The organism is Pseudomonas oligotrophica, assembly GCF_021726475.1.
Lineage (GTDB): Bacteria > Pseudomonadota > Gammaproteobacteria > Pseudomonadales > Pseudomonadaceae > Stutzerimonas > Stutzerimonas oligotrophica.
Genome location: NZ_JAKJRU010000001.1, coordinates 150,561 through 174,279, shown reverse-complemented (window position 1 = coordinate 174,279; position 23,719 = coordinate 150,561). Strand labels below are relative to the sequence as shown.

The 23,719-nt window shown below is 68.0% G+C and carries 23 protein-coding genes; 11 read left to right on the top strand and 12 right to left on the bottom strand.

Annotation, left to right across the window (positions count from 1 at the left end):
• Nucleotides 1-12: 12 nt before the first annotated feature.
• From L3N39_RS00810 to L3N39_RS00780, 7 genes are read right to left on the bottom strand one after another with little or no spacing between them, the layout of a single operon-like run.
• Nucleotides 13-438 carry a flagellar FliJ family protein gene (locus tag L3N39_RS00810; RefSeq protein WP_237255318.1) on the bottom strand — a complete coding sequence of 142 codons (426 nt, stop codon included), beginning with the start codon at nucleotides 436-438 and terminating at the stop codon, nucleotides 13-15.
• Entirely contained in the window at nucleotides 438-1,769 is a 1,332-nt protein-coding gene (gene fliI / locus L3N39_RS00805; protein WP_237255317.1) for a flagellar protein export ATPase FliI, read from the bottom strand. Before fliI ends, L3N39_RS00810 begins: the two co-directional genes overlap by 1 nt.
• 1 nt (nucleotide 1,770) lies before the next feature.
• A complete protein-coding gene (gene fliH, locus L3N39_RS00800; protein WP_237255316.1) occupies nucleotides 1,771-2,457 on the bottom strand; it encodes a flagellar assembly protein FliH in 687 nt (228 codons plus the stop codon).
• 1 nt (nucleotide 2,458) lies between these two features.
• The gene (locus tag L3N39_RS00795) at nucleotides 2,459-3,514 is read right to left on the bottom strand and encodes a FliG C-terminal domain-containing protein (RefSeq protein WP_237255315.1); all 1,056 of its coding nucleotides are present in this window, start codon (nucleotides 3,512-3,514) and stop codon (nucleotides 2,459-2,461) included.
• Nucleotides 3,486-5,168 carry a flagellar basal-body MS-ring/collar protein FliF gene (fliF, locus tag L3N39_RS00790; protein ID WP_237255314.1) on the bottom strand — a complete coding sequence of 561 codons (1,683 nt, stop codon included), beginning with the start codon at nucleotides 5,166-5,168 and terminating at the stop codon, nucleotides 3,486-3,488. Before fliF ends, L3N39_RS00795 begins: the two co-directional genes overlap by 29 nt.
• A gap of 14 nt (nucleotides 5,169-5,182) precedes the next feature.
• On the bottom strand, nucleotides 5,183-5,503 hold the full coding sequence (locus L3N39_RS00785) for a flagellar hook-basal body complex protein FliE (RefSeq protein WP_237255313.1): 321 nt from the start codon (nucleotides 5,501-5,503) through the stop codon (nucleotides 5,183-5,185).
• A gap of 18 nt (nucleotides 5,504-5,521) precedes the next feature.
• Nucleotides 5,522-6,910, bottom strand: coding sequence for a sigma-54 interaction domain-containing protein (locus L3N39_RS00780; protein ID WP_237255312.1), 1,389 nt, complete (start codon nucleotides 6,908-6,910; stop codon nucleotides 5,522-5,524).
• A gap of 446 nt (nucleotides 6,911-7,356) precedes the next feature.
• Here L3N39_RS00780 and L3N39_RS00775 point away from each other — a divergent pair, with 446 nt between their 5' ends.
• The 7 genes from L3N39_RS00775 to L3N39_RS00745 all read left to right on the top strand — a co-directional run bounded on the left by L3N39_RS00775 (nucleotide 7,357) and on the right by L3N39_RS00745 (nucleotide 14,691).
• Nucleotides 7,357-8,196 (top strand): FliM/FliN family flagellar motor switch protein, encoded by an 840-nt coding sequence (locus tag L3N39_RS00775; RefSeq protein ID WP_237255311.1) that lies wholly within the window; start codon nucleotides 7,357-7,359, stop codon nucleotides 8,194-8,196.
• Complete coding sequence (fliN, locus tag L3N39_RS00770) at nucleotides 8,193-8,558, top strand: flagellar motor switch protein FliN (protein ID WP_237255310.1); 366 nt, start codon at nucleotides 8,193-8,195, stop codon at nucleotides 8,556-8,558. The genes L3N39_RS00775 and fliN overlap by 4 nt, the downstream gene beginning before the upstream one ends.
• Before the next feature lie 2 nt (nucleotides 8,559-8,560).
• Nucleotides 8,561-9,310: a flagellar type III secretion system pore protein FliP gene (fliP, locus tag L3N39_RS00765; protein ID WP_237255309.1), complete on the top strand. Its 750-nt coding sequence runs from the start codon at nucleotides 8,561-8,563 to the stop codon at nucleotides 9,308-9,310.
• A gap of 1,084 nt (nucleotides 9,311-10,394) precedes the next feature.
• On the top strand, nucleotides 10,395-10,667 hold the full coding sequence (locus tag L3N39_RS00760; RefSeq protein ID WP_061338269.1) for a flagellar biosynthetic protein FliQ: 273 nt from the start codon (nucleotides 10,395-10,397) through the stop codon (nucleotides 10,665-10,667).
• A 1-nt stretch (nucleotide 10,668) separates the two neighbouring features.
• Nucleotides 10,669-11,466 carry a flagellar biosynthetic protein FliR gene (fliR, locus tag L3N39_RS00755; RefSeq protein WP_237255308.1) on the top strand — a complete coding sequence of 266 codons (798 nt, stop codon included), beginning with the start codon at nucleotides 10,669-10,671 and terminating at the stop codon, nucleotides 11,464-11,466.
• Nucleotides 11,459-12,592, top strand: a complete 1,134-nt coding sequence (gene flhB / locus L3N39_RS00750) for a flagellar biosynthesis protein FlhB (RefSeq protein ID WP_237255307.1) — start codon at nucleotides 11,459-11,461, stop codon at nucleotides 12,590-12,592. Before fliR ends, flhB begins: the two co-directional genes overlap by 8 nt.
• Nucleotides 12,593-12,594: 2 nt before the next feature.
• The gene (locus L3N39_RS00745; RefSeq protein WP_237255306.1) at nucleotides 12,595-14,691 is read left to right on the top strand and encodes a flagellar biosynthesis protein FlhA; all 2,097 of its coding nucleotides are present in this window, start codon (nucleotides 12,595-12,597) and stop codon (nucleotides 14,689-14,691) included.
• Nucleotides 14,692-14,709: 18 nt separating this feature from the next.
• Here the strand turns inward: L3N39_RS00745 and L3N39_RS00740 are convergent, their stop codons facing one another.
• Nucleotides 14,710-15,051 carry a PilZ domain-containing protein gene (locus L3N39_RS00740; protein ID WP_237255305.1) on the bottom strand — a complete coding sequence of 114 codons (342 nt, stop codon included), beginning with the start codon at nucleotides 15,049-15,051 and terminating at the stop codon, nucleotides 14,710-14,712.
• 98 nt (nucleotides 15,052-15,149) lie between these two features.
• On the bottom strand, nucleotides 15,150-15,392 hold the full coding sequence (locus L3N39_RS00735; RefSeq protein ID WP_237255304.1) for a hypothetical protein: 243 nt from the start codon (nucleotides 15,390-15,392) through the stop codon (nucleotides 15,150-15,152).
• A 150-nt stretch (nucleotides 15,393-15,542) separates the two neighbouring features.
• Between L3N39_RS00735 and L3N39_RS00730 the strand changes: the two genes are divergently transcribed.
• Together L3N39_RS00730 and L3N39_RS00725 are read left to right on the top strand one after the other, a co-directional pair.
• Nucleotides 15,543-16,961 (top strand): iron-containing redox enzyme family protein, encoded by a 1,419-nt coding sequence (locus L3N39_RS00730; protein ID WP_237255303.1) that lies wholly within the window; start codon nucleotides 15,543-15,545, stop codon nucleotides 16,959-16,961.
• A 17-nt stretch (nucleotides 16,962-16,978) separates the two neighbouring features.
• Entirely contained in the window at nucleotides 16,979-17,920 is a 942-nt protein-coding gene (locus L3N39_RS00725; RefSeq protein WP_237255302.1) for a methyltransferase, read from the top strand.
• A gap of 108 nt (nucleotides 17,921-18,028) precedes the next feature.
• Here the strand turns inward: L3N39_RS00725 and L3N39_RS00720 are convergent, their stop codons facing one another.
• Together L3N39_RS00720 and L3N39_RS00715 are read right to left on the bottom strand one after the other, a co-directional pair.
• Nucleotides 18,029-18,964, bottom strand: coding sequence for a hydroxymethylglutaryl-CoA lyase (locus L3N39_RS00720; RefSeq protein ID WP_237255301.1), 936 nt, complete (start codon nucleotides 18,962-18,964; stop codon nucleotides 18,029-18,031).
• 175 nt (nucleotides 18,965-19,139) lie between these two features.
• The gene (locus tag L3N39_RS00715) at nucleotides 19,140-20,342 is read right to left on the bottom strand and encodes a CaiB/BaiF CoA transferase family protein (RefSeq protein ID WP_237255300.1); all 1,203 of its coding nucleotides are present in this window, start codon (nucleotides 20,340-20,342) and stop codon (nucleotides 19,140-19,142) included.
• A 176-nt stretch (nucleotides 20,343-20,518) separates the two neighbouring features.
• On the opposite strand from L3N39_RS00715, the gene L3N39_RS00710 reads away from it, so the two are divergent.
• Both L3N39_RS00710 and L3N39_RS00705 read left to right on the top strand, forming a co-directional pair.
• Nucleotides 20,519-21,418 (top strand): LysR family transcriptional regulator, encoded by a 900-nt coding sequence (locus L3N39_RS00710; RefSeq protein ID WP_237255299.1) that lies wholly within the window; start codon nucleotides 20,519-20,521, stop codon nucleotides 21,416-21,418.
• Nucleotides 21,419-21,565: 147 nt separating this feature from the next.
• On the top strand, nucleotides 21,566-22,561 hold the full coding sequence (locus L3N39_RS00705; protein ID WP_237255298.1) for a TRAP transporter substrate-binding protein: 996 nt from the start codon (nucleotides 21,566-21,568) through the stop codon (nucleotides 22,559-22,561).
• 209 nt (nucleotides 22,562-22,770) lie between these two features.
• On the opposite strand, the gene L3N39_RS00700 is transcribed toward L3N39_RS00705, so the two are convergent.
• A complete protein-coding gene (locus L3N39_RS00700) occupies nucleotides 22,771-23,706 on the bottom strand; it encodes an AEC family transporter (RefSeq protein ID WP_237255297.1) in 936 nt (311 codons plus the stop codon).
• Nucleotides 23,707-23,719 lie beyond the last annotated feature (13 nt).

The following is a 23,719-nucleotide window of genomic DNA, read 5'->3' as shown; positions in this document are numbered from 1 at the left end:
GGGGCGGCGGCCTCAACCGGCCTGCTGGCGCAGGTGGCTCTGCGCGGCCAGGCCGTCCTGGATCTTCTGTTCCTGGCGGGCCAGCAGCAGCTGCCACTCGGCCAGCCTGGCGTCGATGACCTGCTCGACCACCTTCTCGCTGCGCATCGCCTGCAGCAGCTCGCGGCGGATGCGCTCCAGGGCCTGCTCGGCGATCTCCAGCTCGCGGCGCTGCAGCTCGACCATCTTGTACAGCGTGGCCTTGTAGCGCTGCTGGTTGTCGCGCTGCAGCGGCGTGTTCATCGGCACGCTGAAGCTGCACAGGCGCGACAGCCCGGTGATGTTGTTGCGGTAGCGCTGGCAGAGGTTCTGCTGGTACTGCACGCGGCCGAGCATCTGCTGCACGCGGTTGCCGCGCAGGCTGGCCAGGCGCTTGAGGGTATCGATCTGCTGCTTCATCAGGCTTTCCTCAGCACGGCCTGCAGGGTGGCGATGCTGGTCTCCAGCTCCGCTGCTTCGCCGACCTCCTGGCGCAGGAAGCGCTCGATGCCGGCGGCCAGTTGTACCGCGCGATCGGTGCGCGCGTCGGCGCCGGGCGTATAGCCGCCCAGCGGGATGAGTTCGCGGATCTTCTCGTAGGTGCTGTACAGCTCCTTGAGCTGGCGCGCGGCGCCCAGGTGAGCCGGCTGGCCGACCTGGCTCATGCAGCGGCTGACCGAGGCGCAGACGTCGATCGCCGGGTAGTGCCCGGCCTCGGCCAGGCGCCGGGCGAGCACGATGTGGCCGTCGAGGATCGCCCGCGCGCAGTCGACGATCGGGTCCTGCTGGTCGTCGCCCTCGGCGAGCACGGTGTAGATCGCGCTGAGGCTGCCGCGATCGCTCTCGCCATTGCCGGCGCTTTCCACCAGCTCGGGCAGCATGCCGAACACCGACGGCGGGTAGCCCTTGGTTGCCGGTGGTTCGCCGAGGGCCAGGGCGATCTCGCGCTGGGCCATGGCGTAGCGGGTCAGCGAGTCGACCAAGAGCAGCACGTCGTGGCCCTGGTCGCGGAAATAGGCGGCGATGCTGTGGCACAGCTCGGTGGCCTTCAGGCGCATCAGCGGCGACTCGTTGGCCGGCGCGACCACCACCACGGCCTTCTTCAGGCCCTCCTCGCCGAGCGCGTGGAGGAGGAATTCCTGCACCTCGCGGCCGCGCTCGCCGATCAGCCCGACCACCACCACATCGGCCTTGGTCTGCCGGGTGATCATGCCCAGCAGCACGCTCTTGCCGACGCCGGAGCCGGCGAACAGGCCGACGCGCTGGCCCTTGCCGAGGGTCAGGGTGGCGTTGATCGCGCGTACGCCGACGTCCAGCGGCTCGGCCACCGGGCGGCGCCGGAGCGGGTTGACCATCGGCAGCTCGACCGGTAGCGGGTCGCGCCCGCCGAGCCTGCCGCACTCGTCCAGCGGCTCGCCGAGGCCGTTGAGCACGCGGCCCAGCCAGGATTCGTCGATGTGCAGCTTGGCGTCATCCGGCGCCGGGAATACCCGCGAGCCGGCGGTCAGGCCGACCGGCTTCTTGAACGGCATCAGGTAGGTGATGTCGCGGTTGAAGCCGACCACCTGCGCCTCCAGCATGCTGCCGTCGCCCTGTTCGACGAAGCAGCGCTGGCCGGTCATGCGCTGGCAACCGAGCGCCTCGAGCAGCATGCCGGAGACGCGCACCAGTCGGCCGCTGACCTTGGCCAGCTGCACGGCATCCAGCGAACGCAGCGCCTGATCGAGGCGAAAGCTCTCGCGCAGCGACATCTCAGCCCTCGGCCCGGATGTGTTCGGCCAGCGTGTCCATGCACGAATCCAGGCGCTGCTGGCAGCCGATATCGGCCTCGGCCTGGGCGGTCAGCACGCGGCATTCGCCGAGCGCCAGCTTCTCGTCCGGTACCAGGCGCCAGGCGGCGGCGCGCTCGGGCGCCAGCTCGCGGATGCGCGCGCATTCCTCGGGATTGAGGTGGATGCGCACGTCCTCCTGATCGCCGGGCATGGCGGTCAGCGCTTCCTCGGCGAGGGTCAGCAGCTGGGTCGGGTGCAGGGTCAGCTCGCAGCGGATCACCTGGCGCGCGACCTTCTGCACCAGCGCCAGCAGCTCCTCGCGGCGGGCCTGGTCGAAGGCCAGGCGGAAGGCGGCGAACTCCTCGATCATCCGCTCCAGCGGCTGGCCGGCCGTGTCGAAGGCCTGGCGCCCCTGCAGGCGGCCTTCCTCGCGGCCCAGGGCGCGACCATCCTCGACGCCGCGGGCGAAGCCTTCGCGGTGGCCGGCCTCGCGGCCCTGCTCGAGGCCTTCGCCATAGCCCTTGTCGAGGCCCTCCTGGAAGCCGTCGGCGACGGCGCGCTGCAGCGTCGCCGGGTCGCCGTCGGCGGGTGCGGCCTGGCGCAGCCGCGGCGGGAAGCGGAACGGCCGCCAGCCCTGGCCCTCGCCCCTGATCACCTTGACCGTCATCTCATTCCACCGTCTGTTCGCGGAACAGCTGCACCTGCAGCTCGCCGTCGGCGCTCATCTCGCGCACCACGGCCATGATGTCCTTGCGCACCTGCTCGACCCGCGACAGCGGCACCGGGCCCTGGCGGCGATTGATCGATTCCATCTGCTGCGCCTGGCGCTTGGGCATCGCACCCTGGATGGCCTTGATCAGCTCCGGCTCGGCGCCCTTGAGCGCCACCACCCATTCCTCCAGCGGGATGGCCTCGAGCAGCGCCTGCAGCACGTCCTGGTTCTGCTTGGAGAGGATGAAGAAGTCGTACATCTCGTCCTCGATGCGCTCGACCAGCGTCTCGTCGTGGGCGCGCAGCAGCTCGAACATCTGGTCGCGGTTGCCCTTGAAGCGATTCATGATGTCGGCCGCCTGCTTCACCCCGCGCACCTGCGAGCCCTGGGTGCTGAGCACCTTCAGGCTGCGGTCGATCAGCTGTTCCAGTTCGGCGATCACGTCGCTGTTGACCTCGGTGAGGTTGGCGATGCGGTAGAGCAGTTCGTCCTGGCGCTCGGCGGGCATGCACTCGAGCACCTCGGTGGCCATGCCCGGCGGCAGGAAGGCGAGGAACACCGCCTGCATCTGCGCGTGCTCCTTGGCGATCAGCGCGGCGAACTGGCGTGGGTCGAGCCACTCCAGCTTGGCCATCTTGGCGCGGATCTCCTCGCCGTAGATCGAGTCGAGCAGCGAGCGGGTGATCTCGCCGCCCAGCGCCCGCGACAGCATGCCGGCCAGATAGCCACGGCTGGCGCCCTTGATGCTGCTCTGCTCCTTGTAGTCCTCGAAGAAGCGGCCGATGACCTCCGAGACCATCGGCTGCTTGACGTTGGACAGCCGTGCCATGGCCTGGCTGATGGCGATGATCTCCTCGCGCGAGAAGTTGCGCAGGATGCCCGCGGAGATCTCGTCGCCCATGCTCAGCATGAGGATGGCGGCCTGTTCCAGGGCGCTGACCGAGCGCAGCTGTGCCAGTGCGCGGCTGTCCTTGGCGGTGCCGTTAGCCGGCGGGGTTGAGGTCTCTTTCATTGCGGCCTATCCAGTGCTTGATGACTTCCGAGACCCGCTCGGGATCGTTCTTGGCGAGCATCTGCAGGTGCTCGATCTGCATTTCCAGGCCGGAGCCCGGCGCCGGCAGGCGAATCTCCGAGAGCGGGTTGAGCTCGCCGAAGATGGTCGCTGCGTTGCCCTCGATGCGCGGGCCGACCAGCGCCGGGCGCGCCTCGCTGGCCAACGCCGGCGCCACTGCCGGAGCCGCCAGCGCGCCTTCGGCGAGCGGGGCCGCTGCGGGTTCGGCTTCGCGCCGGGTCAGGCTGCGGATCGCCGGGCGCACCACCATCAGCAGCAGCAACAGGGCGACCAGGCCGGCGACGCCGACCTTGGCCAGCGCATGCACCTGTGGGTTCTCCCACCAGGCCAGCACCTGCTCGGTATCGGCCACCGCGGCGAAGGGCAGCACGCTCAGCGTCAGCAGGTCGCCGCGGCCGGCGTTGAAGCCCACCGCGCTCTTGACCATCGCCTCCAGCTCGGCGCGCGCCGCATCGCTCCAGCCACCCTCGGGCGCCACGCCGGCATTGAGCACCACCGCCACGCTCTGCTGGCGCAGGGCGAAGCCGGCATGTTTGACGTGCACCACGCTCTGGTCGTAGTCCAGCTGGCGGGTCGACTCCTCGCGCAGCGAGGTGACGCCCTTGTTCTCCCGGGTCGGTGCCGCGGCCTGCGCTTGCTCGCCCTCGGCTGGCGGCGCCAGCGGCTTGTTGCTCAGCGAGCCGGGCACGCCGAGGGCCAGCTGGTCCAGCGCGCTCTCGTTGCTCAGCACCTCGCGGCGCAGGCGCGGGGTGTCGCCGAAGGACTGGAAGGTTTCCTCCTTCTGGCTGAAATCGATGTCGGCGGCGACGCTGATGCGGTAGTTGCCCGCGCCCAGCACCGGTGCCAGCACCTGCTCGATGTTGCCGACCGCCTTGTTCTGGTAATCCTCGACCGCCTGCCAGTTCTGCGCCGGCTGGCCGCCGACGTTCAGCCCGCGCGAGAGCAGGCTGCCGTACTGGTCGATCACGCTGACGTCCTCGGGCTTGAGGTTCGGCACGCTGCCGGCCACCAGGTTGACGATCGCCGCCACCTGCTCGGCCTTGAGCACCTGGCCGGGCTCGAGCTGCAGCATCACCGAGGCCTTGCTCGGTGCGCGCTTGCTGATGACGAAGGAGCTGTTCTCCTCCTGGGCCAGGTGCACGCGGGCGTGCTGCACGCCCTTGAGCGACATCACCGTGCGCGCCAGCTCGCCTTCCAGGCTGCGCTTGAGGCGCACGTCCTGGACGAACTGGCTGGTGCCCAGCGGCTCCTCCTTGTCGAACAGCTCGTAGCCCTCGGGCAGGCTGACCTTCACCCCGCGCGCGGCGAGCAGCATGCGCGCCTGGGCCAGCTGGTCCTCGCGCACGAGGATCTGGCCGCTCTGCGGATGGATGCGGTAGGCCAGCGCCTCGCCGTCGAGCACCTGCATCACCTCGGCCGCGGGGAAGGTTTCCCCGGCGCCGTGCAGCGGGCGGTACGCGGCGTTGTCGCGCCACAGGTAGAAGACCACCGCGATGGCGGCGGCAGCGGCGAGCACGGCCATGCCGGCCAGGGTCACCCGCGGGTCGAGCTGCAGGCCGCCGGCCGGCAGCCGGCCCTTGATCTTGTCCAGCACGGTTTGGCTCCCGGTCAAAGCGGCATTCTCATGACGTCATCGAACGCCGTGCTCAGCTTGTTGCGCACCTGCAGCAGGGCGGAGAAGGACACGCTGGCCTTCTGGCTCTCGAGCATGGCGCCGACCAGGTCGTCGCTCTCGCCGCGATCGACCGCCGCCATCGCTGCACCGGCCTGGTGCTGCTGGGCATCGACGTTGCGCAGCGCCGCCTCGAAGGTCTGGCCGATGCCGCCGACGGGCAGCTCCGCCGGCCGCACCGGTGCATGGCCGGCCGCACCGGCCAGCTGCTGCATCTGGCCGAGCAGCTGCTGCTGCACCTGGGTGATTGAGTTCATCCGATGTTCCCCCGGTAGTCAGAAATTCAGCTCGATGCCCTGCTCGCGCATGGCATTGAGGCGATAGCGCAAGGCGCGCGAAGTCATGCCCAGGCTCGCGGCGGCCTTGGCCTTGTGGCCGTCGAAGCGGCGAATGGTGTCGATTACGTGCTGGTACTCGGCCCACTTGCCGCTGGCCCGCAGCGCCGCCTTGCCGCCCTCGACGGCGTTCGGCAGCTGGCGCTCCAGGCGCGGCTCCACCGCGCCGGCGGCCGGTGCCAGGCCCAGGTCGCTGGGTTGGATGAACAGGCCGTTGCGCAGCACCAGCGCGCGCTGGATGGTGTTCTCCAGTTCGCGCGCATTGCCCGGCCAGTCGTGCTGCAGCAGCGCGCGGCAGGCGTCCTCGGTGAGCAGGTCGTCGCGCGCATCGCGCGGTGCGTACTTGCGGATGAAGCGCCGCGCCAGCGGCAGCACGTCTTCCTTGCGCTCGCGCAGCGGGCCGATATGCAGCGGCAGCACGTCGAGGCGGAACATCAGGTCGGCGCGGAAGCGCCCCTCGGCGACTTCCTGCTGCAGGTCGCGGTTGGTCGCGGCGATCACGCGTACGTCGAGGGCGATCTCGCGGCGCCCGCCGAGGCGCTCGACGCGCTGCTCCTGCAGCACGCGCAGCAGCTTGGCCTGCAGGCCCAGCGGCAGCTCGCCGATCTCGTCGAGCAGCAGGGTGCCGCCGTTGGCCAGCTCGAACTTGCCGGGCTGGGTGTTGACCGCGCCGGTGAAGGCGCCCTTCTCGTGGCCGAAGAGGATGGATTCGAGCATCTGCTCGGGGATCGCCGCGCAGTTCACCGCGACGAAGGGCGCCTCGGGGCTGGCCGAGAAATCATGGATGTAGCGCGCCATCAGTTCCTTGCCGGTGCCGGTCTCGCCGGTGATCAGCACCGGCGCGCGGCTCGGCGAGACGCGCTGGGCCATGGCCAGCAGGCGCCGGCCGGCCTGCGAGCGGGAGACGAAGCTTTCCTGCGCGGCGGCGGCGCAGGCCTGGCGCTGCAGCAGGGCACCGAGCTGGGTTTCGCTGAACGGCGACAGCAGGTAGTCGACGCAACCGAGTTCGAGCAGCGTCGCGGCCTTTTCCTGGTCGGCATATTCGACCACCGGGATCACGCCGATATTGCGTGCACGCCGCACCAGCGCATCGACCCGCGCATACAGCGAACTGGCGGAGAGTCCGCCAATGCAGACAAATACCAGTTCGATCTCGTCGAGACTGCAACTTGCAAGTTCTTCGAATGTTTCCCGGCCCTGGACTTCGCAGCCTTCGCCCAACAGTTGCTGGTGAAGAAAGCGGCAGCCGCTCTCGGCACTCTTGCCGATCACCATCACCTTCTTTCGTGCGGCCGATTGCTCGTAGCGCTCGTCGTAGGAATAGTTCATTGCCTGGCTACCACTGTTCAAGAAAGCCACCCCGGAGTTGGTCGGACGCGAAGCCTGGGCTCGCAACCGGAAAGTCACTCAAGTGAAAAAGATATTTAATCTAAGCGAAACTTCTGTCGCCCTTGCGGTCATAGCGGAGCGAACAAGCGCTGGTCGCCGCCTGACACTTGCAGAGCGATGCGCGCACGTTAACCAGAGCTCCCGTGCGATGGGCAATCAGTTGTGCTGAATTGTGCTCAGCCGGGTCACTGCGCCCTCAAAAAAGGTCATTTGAGATCTCTTGATTTAATCCCCGGGCCGCGTCACGCCTAGACTCGCCAGCGTCTGGAGCGTGCGACCGGGGCTTTCCCGCTTTCCGCCGCCCGGGCCTTGAAAACTGCTCGTCACTCGCGTGCGCCGCTCGGCGCAGCTCGCCTCAACGGAATCGGGAATTAGAAGTTCGCAACATGACTGGCCAATCAAAAGTCCACCATGGCGTGCCGCCTCAGAGCCTGACCGTCTTGAAGCCGCACAAGCTTGGGCGGTATCACCACCGTGTGCCGCAGTTGATCAAGGAAACCACGCACAAGAATCCGCGACTGATCGCCGATTACTTCCTGAGCAACTACCGAATCAGCCTCGAACTGGCTGACCTCAATGTCGAAGAAGTCAGCGAGCTGGCGCCAGACTGCATCTATCGCTGCCAGCTCGGCAAGCTGGGTTTTGCCATCGACCGAACATTGTTGGGCGAAGCGCTGGAGTGTTATTACGGCGGTACCCTGAACGCCAACCAGGACACGCCGCCAATCAGCAGTTCGGAAAAGCGCATGCGTGATCGGCTCGGTATCGACGTGGCCGACATCTTCTTCCGCGGCCTGATGTCCGGGGAAAGTTTCGGCAAGTTCGAGCACTACCAGAACGACTACGAAGAAACCGTCTGGGAATACGTCGCCCAGTACCAGTACCTCAGCCACCTGACCGGCCGCCGCGCCTCGCTCTACCTGTTCCTCGACGCGCAACTGGTGGACGAGCTCACCGACCGTCTCGCCGGGCCGGGTACGCCGCGTGCCGTGGGCAACCCGCTCGATCACGTCAGGCACCTGCCGGTCCGCCTGGACTGCATCGTCGCGGCCATGCAGATGCCGCTGGCGCAGGTCCTTGCGCTGGGCCCCGGCGACATCCTGCTGATGCGCCCGCTGGATCGCTACGAGGTGCGCATCAACGGCCAGAAGCTCTATCGCGGCGCGGTCTTCGAGGAAGACGGCGCCCTGTTCCTCACTTCCCTGGAAAGCGTGAACGCCCAATGAACGGTCAACTGTCGGACAACGAATTCGAGAACCTGCTGAACGAGGGCGACCTCAGCCTGGACGCCGACGCGGCGCCTGCGCCCGAGCTGCCCGCCACGCCGGCGCGTCCGGACATGAGCTTCTTCGGCAAGATCCCGGTGAACGTCACCCTGGAAGTGGCCTCGGCGGAGATCTCGCTCAAGGAGCTGATGGATGTCGACACCAGCAGCGTGATCGTGCTCGACAAGCTGGCGGGCGAGCCGCTGGACGTGAAGGTCAACGGCACGCCTTTCGCCAAGGCCGAGGTGGTGGTGATGAACGGCAACTACGGCCTGCGCATCATCGAACTGTCCGGCGCCGGCCTCCAGGCCCTCGCCTGCTGATCATGCGCCGGTTGCTCCGCGCCCTCGGCGCACTCTGCCTGGGCCTGCTGCCCGTCGCCGCGCAGGCCGCCGGCGGCGAGATCACCCTGTTCAGCCTGAACGACACCGAGGCCGGCCAGAACTTCTCGGTGAAGGTGCAGATCCTCATCCTCATGACGCTGCTGGGCTTCCTCCCGGCGATGCTGATGATGATGACCTGCTTTACCCGCTTCATCATCGTGCTGGCCATCCTGCGCCAGGCCATCGGCCTGCAGCAAAGTCCGCCGAACCAGGTGCTGATCGGCATCGCGCTGATCGTCACCCTGCTGGTGATGCGCCCGGTCTGGCAGGAAATCCATACCCAGGCCTACACGCCGTTCCAGAACGACGAAATCACCCTCGAACAGGCGCTGGACTCGGCCAAGGGCACGCTCTCGGGCTTCATGCTGGCGCAGACCAACAAGACCTCGCTGCAGACCATGGTGTCGCTGGCCGGCGAGGAACTGCCCGAAGACCTCGCCGAGCTGGACTTCTCGCTGCTGCTGCCGGCGTTCGTGCTGAGCGAGCTGAAGACCGCGTTCCAGCTGGGCTTCATGATCTTCCTGCCGTTCCTGGTGATCGACCTGGTGGTGGCCAGCGTGCTGATGGCGATGGGCATGATGATGCTCTCGCCGATGATGATTTCGCTGCCGTTCAAGCTGATGGTGTTCGTACTGGTCGATGGCTGGGCGCTGTTGATGGGCACGCTGACCACCAGTATTCAGCCGTTCTAGGTGACGGGATGAAAGCATTGGCCGTGCGGCGGAGTGTGCAGAGCGAGAAGGCAGGGAGCTTCTGTGGGAGCGGCCTTGGCCGCGATGCTCTGCCTTTGTCGGCCCGGACACCGGTGTTCGGCGCCACGCTTTCGTTCATCACCGGAGAGGCCGTAGGGTGGAAAACCGCGCAGCGTTTTCCACCTTGTTTGGTTTCGGCACGTGTTTCGGTGCATGACGCGGCGCTTTCCTCGGCCCGAGCTACCGGTTGCGCCTCTCACGGCGCGTCACTTTTTCTTGTCTGGCCAAGAAAAAGTAACCAAAAAGAAGGCCACCCCTGCATCCGGGTCTGGTCGCTGTGCGACCAGACTCCCCTCACTCCGGCATTGCTCCGGGGGCACGTCACGAAGGGTCGTCCCTGCCCCTTCGTTCCTCGCTCGGCGTCCATGCCTCGCGTCCCCCTGTGCAACGCCTGCGTTCGGCCTCCAGAAGGGGATTCCGGTCCGAGTCGCCTGAAGGATCGAAAACCGGCTTCGCTTTGCTCTTCCATGCACGCCCCCACAGGCGACATCACCCTTCCCCTTGCAGACGGCCGAGTGGAGCCAGCGCGCAGGGGGACGAGCGGCATGGATGCCGCGAGAGGACTAGGCGTCCCCGCGATAAAGGGCCAGGGATGGCCCTTGTACGCCGGCCCCCGGAGTGTTGGCGGAAGGAGGGAAGTCCGGAAGCGAAGCTCCCGGACCCGGATGAAGGGGCGCGCTTTCTTTTGCTTACTTTTCTTTGCGCCGGGCGGCGATCCGCGTGCAAAGAAAAGTGAAACGCCGTGCAAGGCGCAACCGGTAGCCCCCGCCGGGGAAAGCGCAACGCCAGACACAAACGTGCGCGCCTCCATTGGTGGAAAACGCTTTGCGGTTTTCCACCCTACGTTTCTGCCTGTCCAGGCACAAAAAAGTGAAACGCCGTGCAAGGCGCAACCGGTAGCCCGTGCGAAGGAAAGCGCCGCGTCGGACATAAACCTACGCGCCACCGGTGGTGGAAAACGCTCCGCGGTTTTCCACCCTACGCAAGCGAGTGCGAACCAAACGCCCACCGCCAAGGTGCCCCGATGCTAACCCCCGACACCGCCGTCCACCTCGTCTCCAACGCCATCCACGTGATCGTGCTGGTGGTCTGCGTGCTGGTCGTGCCGAGCCTGCTCGGTGGCCTGCTGATCAGCATCTTCCAGGCTGCCACGCAGATCAACGAACAGATGCTGAGCTTCCTGCCGCGCCTGCTGATCACCCTCGGCATGCTGATCTTCGCCGGGCATTGGATCCTCGGCACGCTCAGCGACCTGTTCGTCGAGACCTTCCGCCAGGCCGGACGGCTGGTGGGTTGAGATGGCCGGCGAGCCGCTGATCAATCTCGGCCAGGCGCTGCAGGGCCTGCAGGCGTACTGGTGGCCGTTCTGCCGGATCATGGCGGTGTTCGGCCTGGCGCCGCTGTTCAGCCACAAGGCGATCTCGGCGCGCGTGCGCGTGCTGCTGGCGCTGGCGTTGACCCTAGCGCTCGGCGCGGCGCTGCCGGCGCCGCCGCGGCTCGACCCGCTGTCGATGGCGGGCCTGCTGGTGGCCTTCGAGCAGGTCGCCATGGGCCTGCTGCTGGGGCTGGCGCTGCTCCTGGTCTTCACCGTGTTCGCCCTGATCGGCGACGTGGTCTCGACCCAGCTCGGCCTGTCGATGGCGGTGCTCAACGACCCGATGAACGGCGTGTCGTCCTCGTCGATCATCTACCAGCTGTACTTCATCCTGCTGGCGCTGCTGTTCTTCGCCATCGACGGCCATCTGGTCACGGTGAGCATCCTCTACCAGAGCTTCGTCTACTGGCCGGTCGGCAGCGGCGTGCACTGGCAGGGCCTGCAGACGATCGCCTGGTCGCTCGGCTGGGTGCTCTCGGCAGCTTTGCTGATCGCCCTGCCGCTGGTGTTCTGCATGACCCTGGTGCAGTTCTGCTTCGGCCTGCTCAACCGCATCTCGCCGGCGATGAACCTGTTCTCGCTCGGCTTTCCGATGGCCATCCTGGCCGGCCTGACGCTGATCTACCTGACTCTGCCGAACCTCGCCGAGGCCTACCTGCACCTGACCCGCGAGCTGCTCGACAAGCTCGGCGTGCTGCTACGGAGCGGCGGGCATGTCTGAGCAGAACAGCACCCAGGACAAGACCGAGGAGGCCTCCGAGCAGAAGCTGCGCAAGAGCCGCGAGCAGGGCCAGGTCGCCCGTTCCAAGGATGTCGCCACCACGGTGTCGCTGCTGGCCACGCTGCTCGCGCTGAAGTTCGCCGTCGGCCTGTTCATGGAGGGCATCGAGCAGAGCTTTCGCCTGAGCCTGGACAATTCCCGCGGCCCGCTGCAGGCAGGTGACCTGGCATTGCTGCTCCAGCACAACCTGTTGCTGATCGTCTGGGTGCTGCTGCCGCTGCTGGTCACGCCGCTGCTGGTGGTGGCCTTCGGCCTGGTGCCCGGCGGTTGGGTGTTCGCGGCAAAGAACTTCAGCCCCAACTTCGGCAAGCTCAACCCGCTGGCCGGTCTCAAGCGCATGGTCGGGGCGCAGAACTGGAGCGAACTGGCCAAGTCGCTGCTGAAGATCGCCACGCTGCTCGGCGTCGCGCTGTGGCAGCTGCATTTCGCCGCGCCGCGGCTGATCGCCCTGCAGCGCAGCGACATCAGCACGGCCATCGGTGGCGCCTTCTCGCTGACCTTCGACCTGGCCATCGCCCTTTTGCTGGTGTTCCTGCTGTTCGCGCTGACCGATATCCCGCTGCAGCGCTTCTTCTTTCTCAAGAAAATGCGCATGACCAAGCAGGAGCGCAAGGAAGAGCACAAGAACCAGGAAGGCCGCCCCGAGGTGAAGGCGCGCATCCGCCAGTTGCAGCGCCAGCTCGCCCAGCGCCAGGTGGCCAAGGTGATCAAGGATGCCGACGTGGTGATCGTCAACCCGACGCACTACGCCGTGGCGCTGCGCTATGACCGCAAGAAGGCCGAGGCGCCCTTCGTCATCGCCCGCGGCATCGACGAGATGGCCCTGTACATCCGCAAGCTGGCCCAGGGCCACGGGCTGGAGGTGGTCGAGCTGCCGCCGCTGGCGCGTGCCGTGTACTTCAGCACCCAGGTCAACCAGCAGATCCCGGCGCCGCTCTACACCGCGGTCGCCCATGTGCTGACCTACATCCTCCAGCTCAAGGCCTGGCGCGAAGGCCGCCGCCGCGCACGCCCGGAGCTGGCGCGCCACCTCGACATTCCCGAAGAACTGTTCAACCGAGCCTGACCATGAACCTGATGCAGCAACTCTCGTCCACCCTGCGCAGCGGCCGCATCGGCATCCCGGTGCTGATCCTGTCGATCCTGGCGATGATCATCCTGCCGCTGCCGCCGCAGCTGCTGGACATCCTGTTCACCTTCAACATCGCCATGGCGGTGCTGGTGCTGCTGGTCAGCCTGTCGTCGAAGAGCCCGCTGGATTTCTCGCTGTTTCCCACGGTGATCCTCATCACCACGCTGATGCGGCTGTGCCTGAACGTCGCCTCGACCCGCGTGGTGCTGCTCGAGGGCCACAGCGGCAGCGGCGCGGCGGGCAAGGTGATCGAGTCCTTCGGCGAGGTGGTGATCGGCGGCAACTTCATCGTCGGCCTGGTGGTGTTCGTGATCCTGATGATCATCAACTTCATCGTCATCACCAAGGGCGGCGAGCGCATCTCGGAAGTCACCGCGCGCTTCACCCTCGATGCCCTGCCGGGCAAGCAGATGGCGATCGACGCCGACCTCAACGCCGGTCTGGTGACCCAGGAGCAGGCCAAGGCGCGGCGCCAGGAGGTGGCCCGGGAGGCCGACTTCTACGGGGCGATGGACGGCGCCTCGAAGTTCGTCCGCGGCGATGCCATCGCCGGCATCCTGATCCTCTTCATCAACCTGTTCGGCGGCTTTGCCATCGGCGTCTTCGTGCACGGCCTGGACGCCGGCTCGGCGTTCCGCCAGTACGCCCTGCTGACCATCGGCGACGGCCTGGTGGCGCAGATCCCGGCGCTGCTGCTGGCCACCGCGGCGGCGATCATCGTCACCCGCATCAACGAGTCGAGCGACATCACCAGCCAGGTGCGCCGCCAGCTGCTGGCCAACCCCTCGACGCTCTACACCGTGGCCGCCGTGCTGTTCATCATCGGCCTGGTACCGGGCATGCCGCACCTGGCCTTCCTCGGCTTCGCCGCGCTGGTGGCCTTCGTCGGCTGGCGCATCGCGCGGCAGGCGCCACCGACCGAAGCCACCGACCTCGCCGAGGTGCAGGCGCTCGGCCAGGCGCTGGACAAGGAACGCGCCCAGGCGCTGGCCTGGGAAGACATCCCGCTGGTCGAGCGGCTCTCGGTGTCGCTCGGCTACAAGCTGGTCGGGCTGGTCAACGAGGCCTCCGGAGCACCGCTGGCGGCGCGGGTACGCGGTGTGCGGCAGACGCTCTCCGAGCAGCTCGGCTTTCTCCTGCCGGAGGTGCAGATCCGCGACAGCCTGCGCCTGAAGGCCTCGCAGTACGACATCTACATCAACGGCGAGAAGATCGACGGTGCCGAGCTGCACGCCGACCGGCTGATGGCGATCCCCTCGCCGGAGCTGTACGGCGAGATCGACGGCATCCTCGGCACCGACCCGGCCTATCGCATGCAGGTGGTGTGGATCCAGCCGGGCGACAAGTCGCGCGCGCTGAACCTCGGCTACCAGGTGATCGACTGCGCCAGCGTCATCGCCACCCATCTGAACAAGGTGGTCCGCGAGCACCTGCCGGACCTGTTCAAGCACGACGACGTCGAGCACCTGATGCAGCGCCTGGCGCTGCAGGCGCCGCGGCTGGCCGAGAGCCTCAAGGGCGCGCTGAGCCACACCCAGCAGCTGCGCGTGTACCGCCAGCTGCTGCAGGAAGAGGTGCCGCTGCGCGACGTGGAGACCATCGCCAGCACCCTGCTCGAATGCAGCGAGAGCACCAAGGACCCGGTGCTGCTGGCCGCCGACGTGCGCTTCGCGCTGCGCCGCAGCATCGTCGCGATGGTCGCCGGCGACCGCCGCGAGCTGGGCGTGTTCGTGCTGGAGAACGCGCTGGAGAACACCCTGCTCAATGCCCTGGCGATCGCCCAGCAGGCCGGCCCGGTGAGCCTGGACAACATCCCGGTCGAGCCGAGCCTGCTCAACCAGCTGCAGAACAGCATGCCGGTGGTGAAGGAAAAGCTGCGCAAGGAAGGCCAGCCGCCGATCCTTACCGTGATGCCGCAGCTGCGCCCGTTGCTGGCGCGCTATGCACGGGTGTTCAGCCCGGGGCTGCACGTGCTGTCGCAGAACGAGATCCCCGACCGGGTCGGGGTCAACATCCTCGGCACGCTCGGTTAGCGCCCGGCGGTTTGATGCTCAGCGCGGCCGCGCACGGCGCGGCGCCTGGGCGGCGACCAGCTCGGTGAAGGCATCCGACGGCTGGTCGAGGGCGAAGCCCATCTCGAAGGTGTCGCGGCGCGCGCCGCGGCGCGCCCACTGGCAGGTCAGCGCGACCTCCACCGGGCGTAGCCGGCCGTTGTGCTGCGGCACGTGCAGCACCACCTCGTAGTGTGCGCCGACCTCCAGCGCGGCCTCGGCAATCAGGCGCAGGCCGCCGAGGGAAATGTCGGCGATGTCGCCCAGTGGTGCCTGGCTGTGGCGCTCGGTGACCTGGATGCGCGAGTCCGGGCGAAAGCTGATACGGCTGTGCTGGCGCATGTCCCTGTGCTCCGTCTGGGGTGGCCGCGCAGCGACATGCGCGCGGCGTTTCCCGGCACAAGGCGACCGTCGCAGCCGCCCGCTTAAATCGCGCCGGCTCAGCGCTCCGGGGTGCGCGGGCTGCGCTCCTCGCGGGCCTTGCGTTCGCCGATCTCCTCGACCATGTCCGAGGGCACGTCGTAGGCGCCGCCGGGGGCGTCCTGCTCGGTGCCGCCGGAGAGTTCGCCGTTGCTGATGCCGGCCTCCGGGACCTGTTCACGGGGCGCCGGCCGGTGCCGCACCGACTCGATGCTCTCCCGCCCACGTTCGCTGACGAACACCGCACGTTCGCTGACCATCATCTGGCTTTCCTCGTTGTGCGTCCGGCGCGATTGCCGGCTCTGGTGCTTAGGCGGGTGGCGCCCGGCGAAGTTGCACGCCGTCCGGCGGGCGGCCTGAACCAAACCGCCAGCACCGGGCCAAAACCGGGACAAGAGCCCGGTCGATCCCCCATGCAACTGACGTCCTACTGCCTGCCCAGTGCCACCGGCCAGCCGCTGCCTGGCCCCGCCCATGCCTCGCGCACGCTCTATTTCGCGCTGCTCGAGACGGATGCCGGCGATGCCGCGCGGATCGCCGCCGCGCACTACCTCGAGGCGCGGATCGAGCAAGCCGCCGCGCTGCCCTGCGATCTTCCCGACGAGCTGTCGGCGCTGGATGCCTGGCTCGCCCGCCGCACCGCCGAGGTCGGCCGCCAGTACCGGCGCTACCTCGACGAGCGACGTGCCGGCGCACCGCGGCGCTATTTCGCCGGCAAGGCCCATGCGCTGCACTTCCTGCGCGGCGTGGCGCCGACCAAGCTGGTCGACGGCGCCTGGCTCTACGGGCTGCTGCAGCGCTGGGATGACCCGCGCTTCACCCTGCTGATCCAGACCTACCTGGAGGAGCTCGGCGAGGGCCAGCCGGACAAGAACCACGTGGTGCTCTATCGCAAGCTGCTGGCGGGCCAGGGCTGCGACGACTGGCAGAGCCTCGACGACGAGCACTTCGTCCAGGGCGCGATCCAGCTGGCGCTGGGCTGCAATGCCGAACGCTTCCTGCCCGAGGTGATCGGCTTCAACCTGGGCTACGAGCAACTGCCGCTGCACCTGTTGATCACCAGCTACGAACTGACCGAGCTGGACATCGACCCCTACTACTTCACCCTGCACGTGACCGTCGACAACGCCGACAACGGCCATGCGCGCAAGGCGCTCGAAGGGCTGCGCGCGGCGCTGCCGCAGGTTGGCGACCGCGCCGCGTTCATGCGCCGGGTGCGCAACGGCTACCGCCTCAACGAGCTGGGCGCCAGCACGCTGTCGGTGATCGGCGGCTTCGATATCGAGCAGGAGGTGCGCCGCGTGCTGGAGAAGAAAGCCGCGGTCGGCCAGTTCGTGCATTCGGACTATTGCCGCTTCGACGGGCGCACGGTCAACCAGTGGCTGGCCGAGCCCGGGGCGGTCGGCGACTTCCTCGCCACGCTCGAGCGGCGCGGCTGGATCCGGCGTCACCAGGACCCGCAGGACAGCCGCTTCTGGCAGCTGATCGCCGGCGAACAGGCGCCGATGTTCGGCGTGTTCAGCCATCACGAGCAGCAATTGCTGCACGACTGGATCGCCGGCGACTCGCTGGTCGCGGCGACCCACGACCCCGGCCAGCGGCTGGCCCGGCGCCAGGCGCTGCTACGCGCTCAGCCGGCCCCGGGCGGCGGCGCGCCGACCACGGCCGGCGGCGACTTCGACGCCGAGGCCGAGCTGCTCGAACGCCAGCTGGCGCAGTTGCCCGGCCGCGAGGCGCGCCTGCGCCACCTGCTGCCGCTGCTGGCGCCGAACCGTCACCACGGCGCGGCGGGGCTCCTGGCCACGCGCCTGTTCAGCAGGCTGTTCAACTGACTTCGCAGGGATACGACATGACCACCGAAACCGCGCAGGATCGCGCGCTGCTTGCCCTGGCCCGTTCGCTGGACGCGCGCGGCTACCACTTCATCACCCCGACGCCGCTGACCCACGCGCGGGTCAACGAGCGCCCGGAAAACCGCATGGCCGAGGACCTGGCCGGGGTGTTCGGCTGGAACCGGCCGTTCGCCGCCGACCTGCTGCCGCCGGCGCTGTTCAGCCTGATGGACCAGGCCGACCTGCTCGAGCCCAGCGGCTCGGGCTGGCGCAGCCGGCTGCGCTTCTCGCGGCTGGACGGCCAGCTGTTCGCCCATTCGGCGTTCCCCACCGAGGCCGCCGACGCGGTGTTCTTCGGCCCGGACACCTACCGCTTCGCCAATGCCATCCGCTGCCACCTGGACAACCACCTGGGCGAGATCCGTCGTGCGGTGGACATCGGCTGCGGCTCCGGCGCCGGCGCCGTGCTGGTCGCCCTGGCGCGGCCGCAGGCCGAGGTGCTGGCGCTGGACATCAACCCCGCGGCGCTGCGCCTGACCCGGCTCAACGCGGCGCTGGCCGAGGCCGGCAACCTGCGCACGCTGCACAGTGACCTGCTCGGCGCGACCGAGGGTGAGTTCGACCTGATCCTGGCCAACCCGCCCTACCTGGTCGACCCGCAGGAGCGCACCTATCGTCACGGCGGCGGCCCGCTCGGTGCGGGGCTGTCGCTGGCCATCCTCGACGCGGCGCTGGCGCGCCTGGCGCCGGGCGGCACCCTGCTGCTGTACACCGGCGTGGCGATGCAGGACAACGCCGACCCCTTCCTCGCCGCGGTAGGCGAGCGCCTGGCCGGCCTCGGCTGCAGCTGGCGCTACCGCGAAATGGACCCGGACGTGTTCGGCGAGGAACTGCTGGAGGGCGCCTACACCACCTGCGACCGCATCGCCGCCGTGGTGCTGGAAGTCAGTCGACCCTAGGGTGGAAACGCGCGCAGCGCTTTTCCACCCGGCCGGGCTGGCCTCCTTGCATGGCCCGTCATTACGCCGGGTGGCTGGCGGCGACCAGCCACCCGCGGCCTGGTCAGCTCAGGCCCCCGCTTCCTGCAGCCACTTCGGCTTCGGATAACGGCGGTCGGCCTTGCCGGCCTTGAGCACCGCGCCCGGCACCTCGTGGCCGACCAGCGGCGGCAGCCCGGCGGCGCACTGCAGCAGCCCGTCGAGATCGACGCCGGTGTCCAGGCCCATGCGCTGGAACATGTGCACCAGGTCCTCGCTGCAGATATTGCCGCTGGCACCGGGCGCGTAAGGGCAACCGCCGAGGCCGCCGAGGGAGGCGTCGAAGCGGTCGATGCCGGCGTTCAGCGCCGCCAGCGCGTTGGCCAGGCCCATGCCGCGGGTGTTGTGGAAATGCGCGGTGAACACCGCCTGCGGCCAGCTGTGCAGCACCTCGCGGCAGATCCGCTCGACCTGCGCCGGGTCGGCCATGCCGGTGGTGTCGCAGAGGGTGATGCCCTGCACGCCGATCTCCAGCAGGCGCTGCACCAGCTCATGGACGCGCCCTTCCGGCACCTCGCCCTCGAAGGGGCAGCCGAAGGTGGTCGACAGCGAGGCGTTGATGAACACGCCACTGCCGCGGGTGACCTCGATGATCTCGCGGAACTGCACCAGCGACTGTTCGGGCCTCATGCGCAGGTTGGCCAGGCCGTGGGTGTCGCTGGCCGACATCACCAGGTTGATCTCGTCCACCGCGCAGGCCAGCGCACGCTCGCAGCCCTTCACGTTGGGCACCAGCACGGTGTACTCGACGCCCGGGACACGGCGGATGCCGCGCATCACCTCCTCGGCGTCGCGCAGGTTGGGGATGGCCTTGGGCGAGGTAAAGGAGGTGACCTCGATCTTCGCCAGCCCGGTCTGCGAGAGGCGGTCGATCAGGGCGATCTTGGCTTCGGTCGGCACGAAGTCCGCTTCGATCTGGAAGCCGTCGCGGGTGGCGACTTCCTGGATATACAGGCGCTTTTTCATCAGTGAGTCCTGGGGGTTCGTAGGGGGGATGACGCTTCATCCATCCACCTTTTCGGCTGCCTCGGAGGTGGACAAGCTTCGCGTTGTCCACCCTACGTATGGGCGTAGGCTGGATGACGCTCCACCCATCCACCGTTGCGCAGATGTGGATGAAAGAAGCGTCATCCCCCGACGTTCAGATGATCCCGCGTTCGCGCAGACCCTGGCGTTGTTCATCGGTGAGGCCGAGGCCGGCCAGCACGTCGTCGGTGTGCTCGCCCAGTTGCGGGCCGCCTTCGCCGATGCGTCCGGGCGTGCGCGACAGCTTGGGCAGCACGCCCGGTACCTTGAGCGGGCCGGCGAAGGTCTGCACCTGCTCGATCATCTGCCGCGCCAGGTAGTGCGGGTCCTTGACGATATCGGCGGCGGTGTAGGGATAGCCGGCCGGCACGCGGGCGCCCTTGAGTGCTTCGATCACCTCGTCGCGGCTGTGCCGGAGGGTCCATTCGCCGATGGCGGCATCGATCAGCTCGGCGTGCTGGGCGCGGCCGTCGTTGTGGGCGAAGCGCGGATCATCGGCAAGGTCCTGGCGGCCCATCAGGGTCATCAGGCGCTTGTAGATGCTGTCGCCATTGCCGGCGATCAGCACGTAGGCGCCGTCGTTGCACAGATAGGAATTGGACGGCGTGATGCCGGGCAGGGCGCTGCCAGCCGGCTCGCGTACGTAGCCGAAGGCGTCATATTCGGGCACGAGGCTTTCCATCATGGCGAACACCGACTCGTACAGCGCCACGTCGATTTCCTGGCCCTGGCCGCTACGGTTGCGCTCCTGCAGGGCGAGCAACACGCCGATCACCCCATACAGCGACGACAGCGAATCGCCGATGCTGACGCCGACCCGCACCGGCGGCTGGCCCGGATAGCCGGAGAGGTGACGCAGGCCGCCCATGGCTTCGCCGATCACGCCGAAGCCCGGCAGGTCGCGATAGGGGCCGGTCTGGCCGTAGCCGGAAATGCGCAGCATGATCAGCCGAGGGTTCAGCCTGGACAGCTCATCCCAGCCCAGGCCCCATTCTTCCAGTGTGCCGGGGCGGAAGTTCTCCACCAGGATGTCGGCTTCGGCCACCAGCTGGCGGACGATCTGCTGGCCTTCCGCGGCCTTGAGATCGAGCGTCACCGAGCGCTTGTTGCGCGACTGCACATGCCACCAGAGCGAGGTGCCGTCCTTGAGCTTGCGCCACTTGCGCAACGGGTCGCCGACCCTGGGCGGCTCGATCTTGATCACGTCGGCGCCGAATTCGCCGAGCAGCTTGCTGGCGAAAGGGCCGGCGATCAGCTGGCCCATCTCGATCACCTTGAGGCCCTGCAGCGGCAGGTTCTTGTCTGTCTGTTCGCTCATCACGACACCCGTGCCGGTTGATTCATGGTGCCGAGCATGACCGACCCATCGGCAGCGGACAATTGGTCATTGGCCAAGCATGGCTTCGCGCTCCACGAAGCCGGGAGAGGTGGGGCCGTGGAATAGCGGCGGGAATAGGTGCATGCTTCGTCACCCGCGAATACGGAAGCTTGCCCATGCGCCGCATCGATTTCGTCACCCTTCGGCTGTTCGTCGCCATCGCCGAGACTCGCAGCCTGACCCGCGCGGCCGAGCGCGAGCACCTGGCGCTGGCCGCAGTGAGCAAGCGCGTCAGCGATCTGGAAGGGCAGCTCGGCGTCAGCCTGCTCTATCGCCAGCCCAAGGGCGTCGAGCTGACGCCGGCCGGCCACGCGCTGCTGCACCATGCGCGCAACCTGCTGGACAACCTGCAACAGCTGGACGCCGACCTCAGCGAATTCAGCCAGGGCGTGAAAGGCCATGTGCGCATCCACGCCAACACCTCGGCGGTGATCGAGTTTCTCCCCGAGGACCTGAGCGCCTTCGCCCGGCAACATCCGGAAGTGAAGATCGACCTGGAGGAGCGCGTCAGCAGCGATACCCTGCGCGCGCTGCGCGAAGGGCTGACCGATATCGGCATCTTCGCCGGGCACCTGCCGGCCGAGGATCTGCAGGTGTTTCCCTACCGCGAGGATCGGCTGGTGCTGGTTACGCCACGCGAGCATGTGCTGGCCGAGCGTGCAGCAATCGCCCTGCGCGACGCCGCCGGATTCGACTTCATCGGCCTGCAGCAGGACGCCTCGCTGCACGCGCTGCTGCAGCAATCGGCACAGCAGATGGGCACGCCGTTGCGCCTGCGCATCCAGGTGCGCAGCTTCGAGGCGATCTGCCGGATGATCCATACCGGCATGGGCATCGGCGTGCTGCCCGAACAGGTGGTACGCAACTACCTGCCGGCGCTGGACGTGGCCATCGTGCCGCTGAGCGATGCCTGGGCGCGGCGCGAGCTGAAGCTGGGCGTGCGCAATCTGGAGAGCCTGTCGGTGACCGCCCGGCAAATGCTCGAGCACCTCACCGCTCGCGAAGGCAATGCCTGAAGAGGCGCATCGGGACGGGTGTTTTGCGCTGATGCCTTCGTGAGGCACGAAGCCGCGCTTGGCCAAATAGCAATTCAGCACTTCACCGGCCGCGGGGTAGAGTCGGGCCAGCGATATGGCTCACACAACTACAAAACGGAGCTCTCCATGGCACGACTCACCCGTGGCATCACCCGCCTGCTCGCCGCTTCGGCGCTGTTCACCGTGCTCGGCGCCCAGGCCGAGCCGATCCTGATCAAGTTCTCCCACATCACCGCCGACAGCACGCCGAAGGGCCAGGGCGCATTGATGTTCAAGAAGCTCGTCGAAGAGCGCCTGGCCGGCCAGGTGGAGGTGCAGGTGTTCGCCAACTCCTCGCTGTACGGCGACGGCAAGGAGATGGAGGCGCTGCTGATGAACGAGGTGCAGCTGCTGGCGCCGGCACCGTCGAAGCTCGAGCAGTACACCAAGCAGCTGCAGCTGTTCGACCTGATGTTCCTGTTCGACGACATGGCCGCGGCGCAGCGCTTCCAGCAGTCGGACAAGGGCCGCGCCATGCTCAAGTCCATGGAGGACAAGGGCATCACCGGCCTGGCCTACTGGCTCAACGGCATGCGCCACTTCACTGCCAACAAGCCGCTGCGCGAACCGGCCGACGCCCGCGGGCTGAAGTTCCGCGTGCAGCCGTCGGACCTGCAGGCCGCCCAGTACACCGCGCTGCGCGCGGTGCCGCGCAAGATGGCCTTCGCCGAGATCTACCAGGGCCTGCAGACCGGCGTGGTCAATGCCCAGGACAACCCCTGGTCGAACATCTACAGCCAGAAGTACCACGAGGTGCAGAAGTACATCACCGAGTCCGGCCACGGCATCGGCAACTACCTGCTGATCACCAACACCAGGTTCTGGAACAGCCTGCCCGCGGATGTGCGCGGCGAGCTGGAAGCGATCATCGATGAGGTCACCGCAGAGGTGAATCGCCAGGCCGAAGCGCTGAACGAGAAGGCCAAGCAGGGCGTCATCGACTCGGGCAAGAGCGAGATCCTGGTGCTGACCGACGAGCAGCGTGCCCGCTGGCGCGAGGCGGTGCAGCCGGCCTGGAAGAAATTCGAGGGCGAGATCGGCGCCGACCTCATCGAGGCGGCCCAGGCAGCCAACCGGCAGTAGGCCGCAGCTGGGCTCGACCCGCCTGCCCTTCAGCCCGGCCCCGTGCCGGGCTTTTGCCGTCTGGTGACCTTCATGGCCCTACGCGGGCCGGCCGGCCACCTCCTAGGGGCTGCCGCCGCGCCGGGGGGATGGCTCTGGCCATCCACCCTACGATCCGTGCCTGCGGCGCGGACAGGCAAGGCCCGAGGCGCTTCCACGCGGCCGATGGCTCAGGCCGACAGCAGCACCAGGCAGAGCGACAGGGTGACCAGCGAACCCAGCGTCGAATACAGCACCACCCGCGAGACCCGCCCGCCCTCGCGGCCATACAGCTCGGCGAGCATGTAGGGGCCGGTGCCGGTGGGCAGTGCGCTGAGCAGCAGCGCCGACTGCACCCATACCGGCTCCAGTTCGAACACCTCGGCGGCCAGGTACCAGGTCAGCAGCGGCTGCACCGCCAGCTTGAGCGCCACCAGTGGCCAGACGCCGGAAACCTTCGTCGCCGTCGGCTGGGTATTGGCCAGGAACAGCCCCAGCGAGACCAGCGCGCAGGGCGCCGCCGCGGCGCCGAGCAGATCCAGCAGGGTGCGCAGGCCGGTCGGCAGTTCAAGCCCGCCGGCGGCCCAGGCGATGCCCAGCAGCGGCGCCACCACCAGCGGATTGCGCGCCAGCGCCCAGCTGACCTTGCGCAGCGTCGCGCCCAACCCCTGGCCGGCGTGCAGGCCGGTCTCCACGCAGGCCAGGGCGATGGCGAAGAGCACGCAGACGACGATCAGGGTCGCCACCAGCGCCGGCTGCAGCGCCGCGTCGCCGAGCACCAGCAGGCACAGCGGGAAGCCGATATAGCCGGTGTTGGCGTAGGACGCGCCGAGGGCGTCGAGACTGGCGTCCACCAGAGGCTGGCGCTGCAGGCGGCGGTAGAGCAGGGTGACGGCGAACACGCCGAGGCAGCCGATGCCGAAGGCGGCGACGAAGCCCGGCTGCCAGACCTCGGCCCAGTGCGAGGTGGCGGTGATCCTGAACAGCAGCGCCGGCAGGCCGAGCCAGACCACGAAGCGGTTCAGCTCCGAGGCGGCGGTCGGTCCCAGGCGCCCGGTGCGCTGGCAGACATAGCCGAGCAGGATCATGGCGAAGACGGGCAGGACGACGTTGACGACCGAGGACATGGGCACTCATCAG

What these genes read in the sequence shown, in the direction of transcription:
- L3N39_RS00810 (WP_237255318.1), bottom strand. Translation starts at nt 438, where the DNA reads ATGAAGCAGCAGATCGATACCCTCAAGCGCCTGGCCAGCCTGCGCGGC.
- fliI (WP_237255317.1), bottom strand. Translation starts at nt 1,769, where the DNA reads ATGTCGCTGCGCGAGAGCTTTCGCCTCGATCAGGCGCTGCGTTCGCTG.
- fliH (WP_237255316.1), bottom strand. Translation starts at nt 2,457, where the DNA reads ATGACGGTCAAGGTGATCAGGGGCGAGGGCCAGGGCTGGCGGCCGTTC.
- L3N39_RS00795 (WP_237255315.1), bottom strand. Translation starts at nt 3,514, where the DNA reads ATGAAAGAGACCTCAACCCCGCCGGCTAACGGCACCGCCAAGGACAGC.
- L3N39_RS00785 (WP_237255313.1), bottom strand. Translation starts at nt 5,503, where the DNA reads ATGAACTCAATCACCCAGGTGCAGCAGCAGCTGCTCGGCCAGATGCAG.
- L3N39_RS00780 (WP_237255312.1), bottom strand. Translation starts at nt 6,910, where the DNA reads ATGAACTATTCCTACGACGAGCGCTACGAGCAATCGGCCGCACGAAAG.
- L3N39_RS00775 (WP_237255311.1), top strand. Translation starts at nt 7,357, where the DNA reads ATGACTGGCCAATCAAAAGTCCACCATGGCGTGCCGCCTCAGAGCCTG.
- fliN (WP_237255310.1), top strand. Translation starts at nt 8,193, where the DNA reads ATGAACGGTCAACTGTCGGACAACGAATTCGAGAACCTGCTGAACGAG.
- fliP (WP_237255309.1), top strand. Translation starts at nt 8,561, where the DNA reads ATGCGCCGGTTGCTCCGCGCCCTCGGCGCACTCTGCCTGGGCCTGCTG.
- L3N39_RS00760 (WP_061338269.1), top strand. Translation starts at nt 10,395, where the DNA reads ATGCTAACCCCCGACACCGCCGTCCACCTCGTCTCCAACGCCATCCAC.
- fliR (WP_237255308.1), top strand. Translation starts at nt 10,669, where the DNA reads ATGGCCGGCGAGCCGCTGATCAATCTCGGCCAGGCGCTGCAGGGCCTG.
- flhB (WP_237255307.1), top strand. Translation starts at nt 11,459, where the DNA reads ATGTCTGAGCAGAACAGCACCCAGGACAAGACCGAGGAGGCCTCCGAG.
- L3N39_RS00745 (WP_237255306.1), top strand. Translation starts at nt 12,595, where the DNA reads ATGAACCTGATGCAGCAACTCTCGTCCACCCTGCGCAGCGGCCGCATC.
- L3N39_RS00740 (WP_237255305.1), bottom strand. Translation starts at nt 15,051, where the DNA reads ATGCGCCAGCACAGCCGTATCAGCTTTCGCCCGGACTCGCGCATCCAG.
- L3N39_RS00735 (WP_237255304.1), bottom strand. Translation starts at nt 15,392, where the DNA reads ATGATGGTCAGCGAACGTGCGGTGTTCGTCAGCGAACGTGGGCGGGAG.
- L3N39_RS00730 (WP_237255303.1), top strand. Translation starts at nt 15,543, where the DNA reads ATGCAACTGACGTCCTACTGCCTGCCCAGTGCCACCGGCCAGCCGCTG.
- L3N39_RS00725 (WP_237255302.1), top strand. Translation starts at nt 16,979, where the DNA reads ATGACCACCGAAACCGCGCAGGATCGCGCGCTGCTTGCCCTGGCCCGT.
- L3N39_RS00720 (WP_237255301.1), bottom strand. Translation starts at nt 18,964, where the DNA reads ATGAAAAAGCGCCTGTATATCCAGGAAGTCGCCACCCGCGACGGCTTC.
- L3N39_RS00715 (WP_237255300.1), bottom strand. Translation starts at nt 20,342, where the DNA reads ATGAGCGAACAGACAGACAAGAACCTGCCGCTGCAGGGCCTCAAGGTG.
- L3N39_RS00710 (WP_237255299.1), top strand. Translation starts at nt 20,519, where the DNA reads ATGCGCCGCATCGATTTCGTCACCCTTCGGCTGTTCGTCGCCATCGCC.
- L3N39_RS00705 (WP_237255298.1), top strand. Translation starts at nt 21,566, where the DNA reads ATGGCACGACTCACCCGTGGCATCACCCGCCTGCTCGCCGCTTCGGCG.
- L3N39_RS00700 (WP_237255297.1), bottom strand. Translation starts at nt 23,706, where the DNA reads ATGTCCTCGGTCGTCAACGTCGTCCTGCCCGTCTTCGCCATGATCCTG.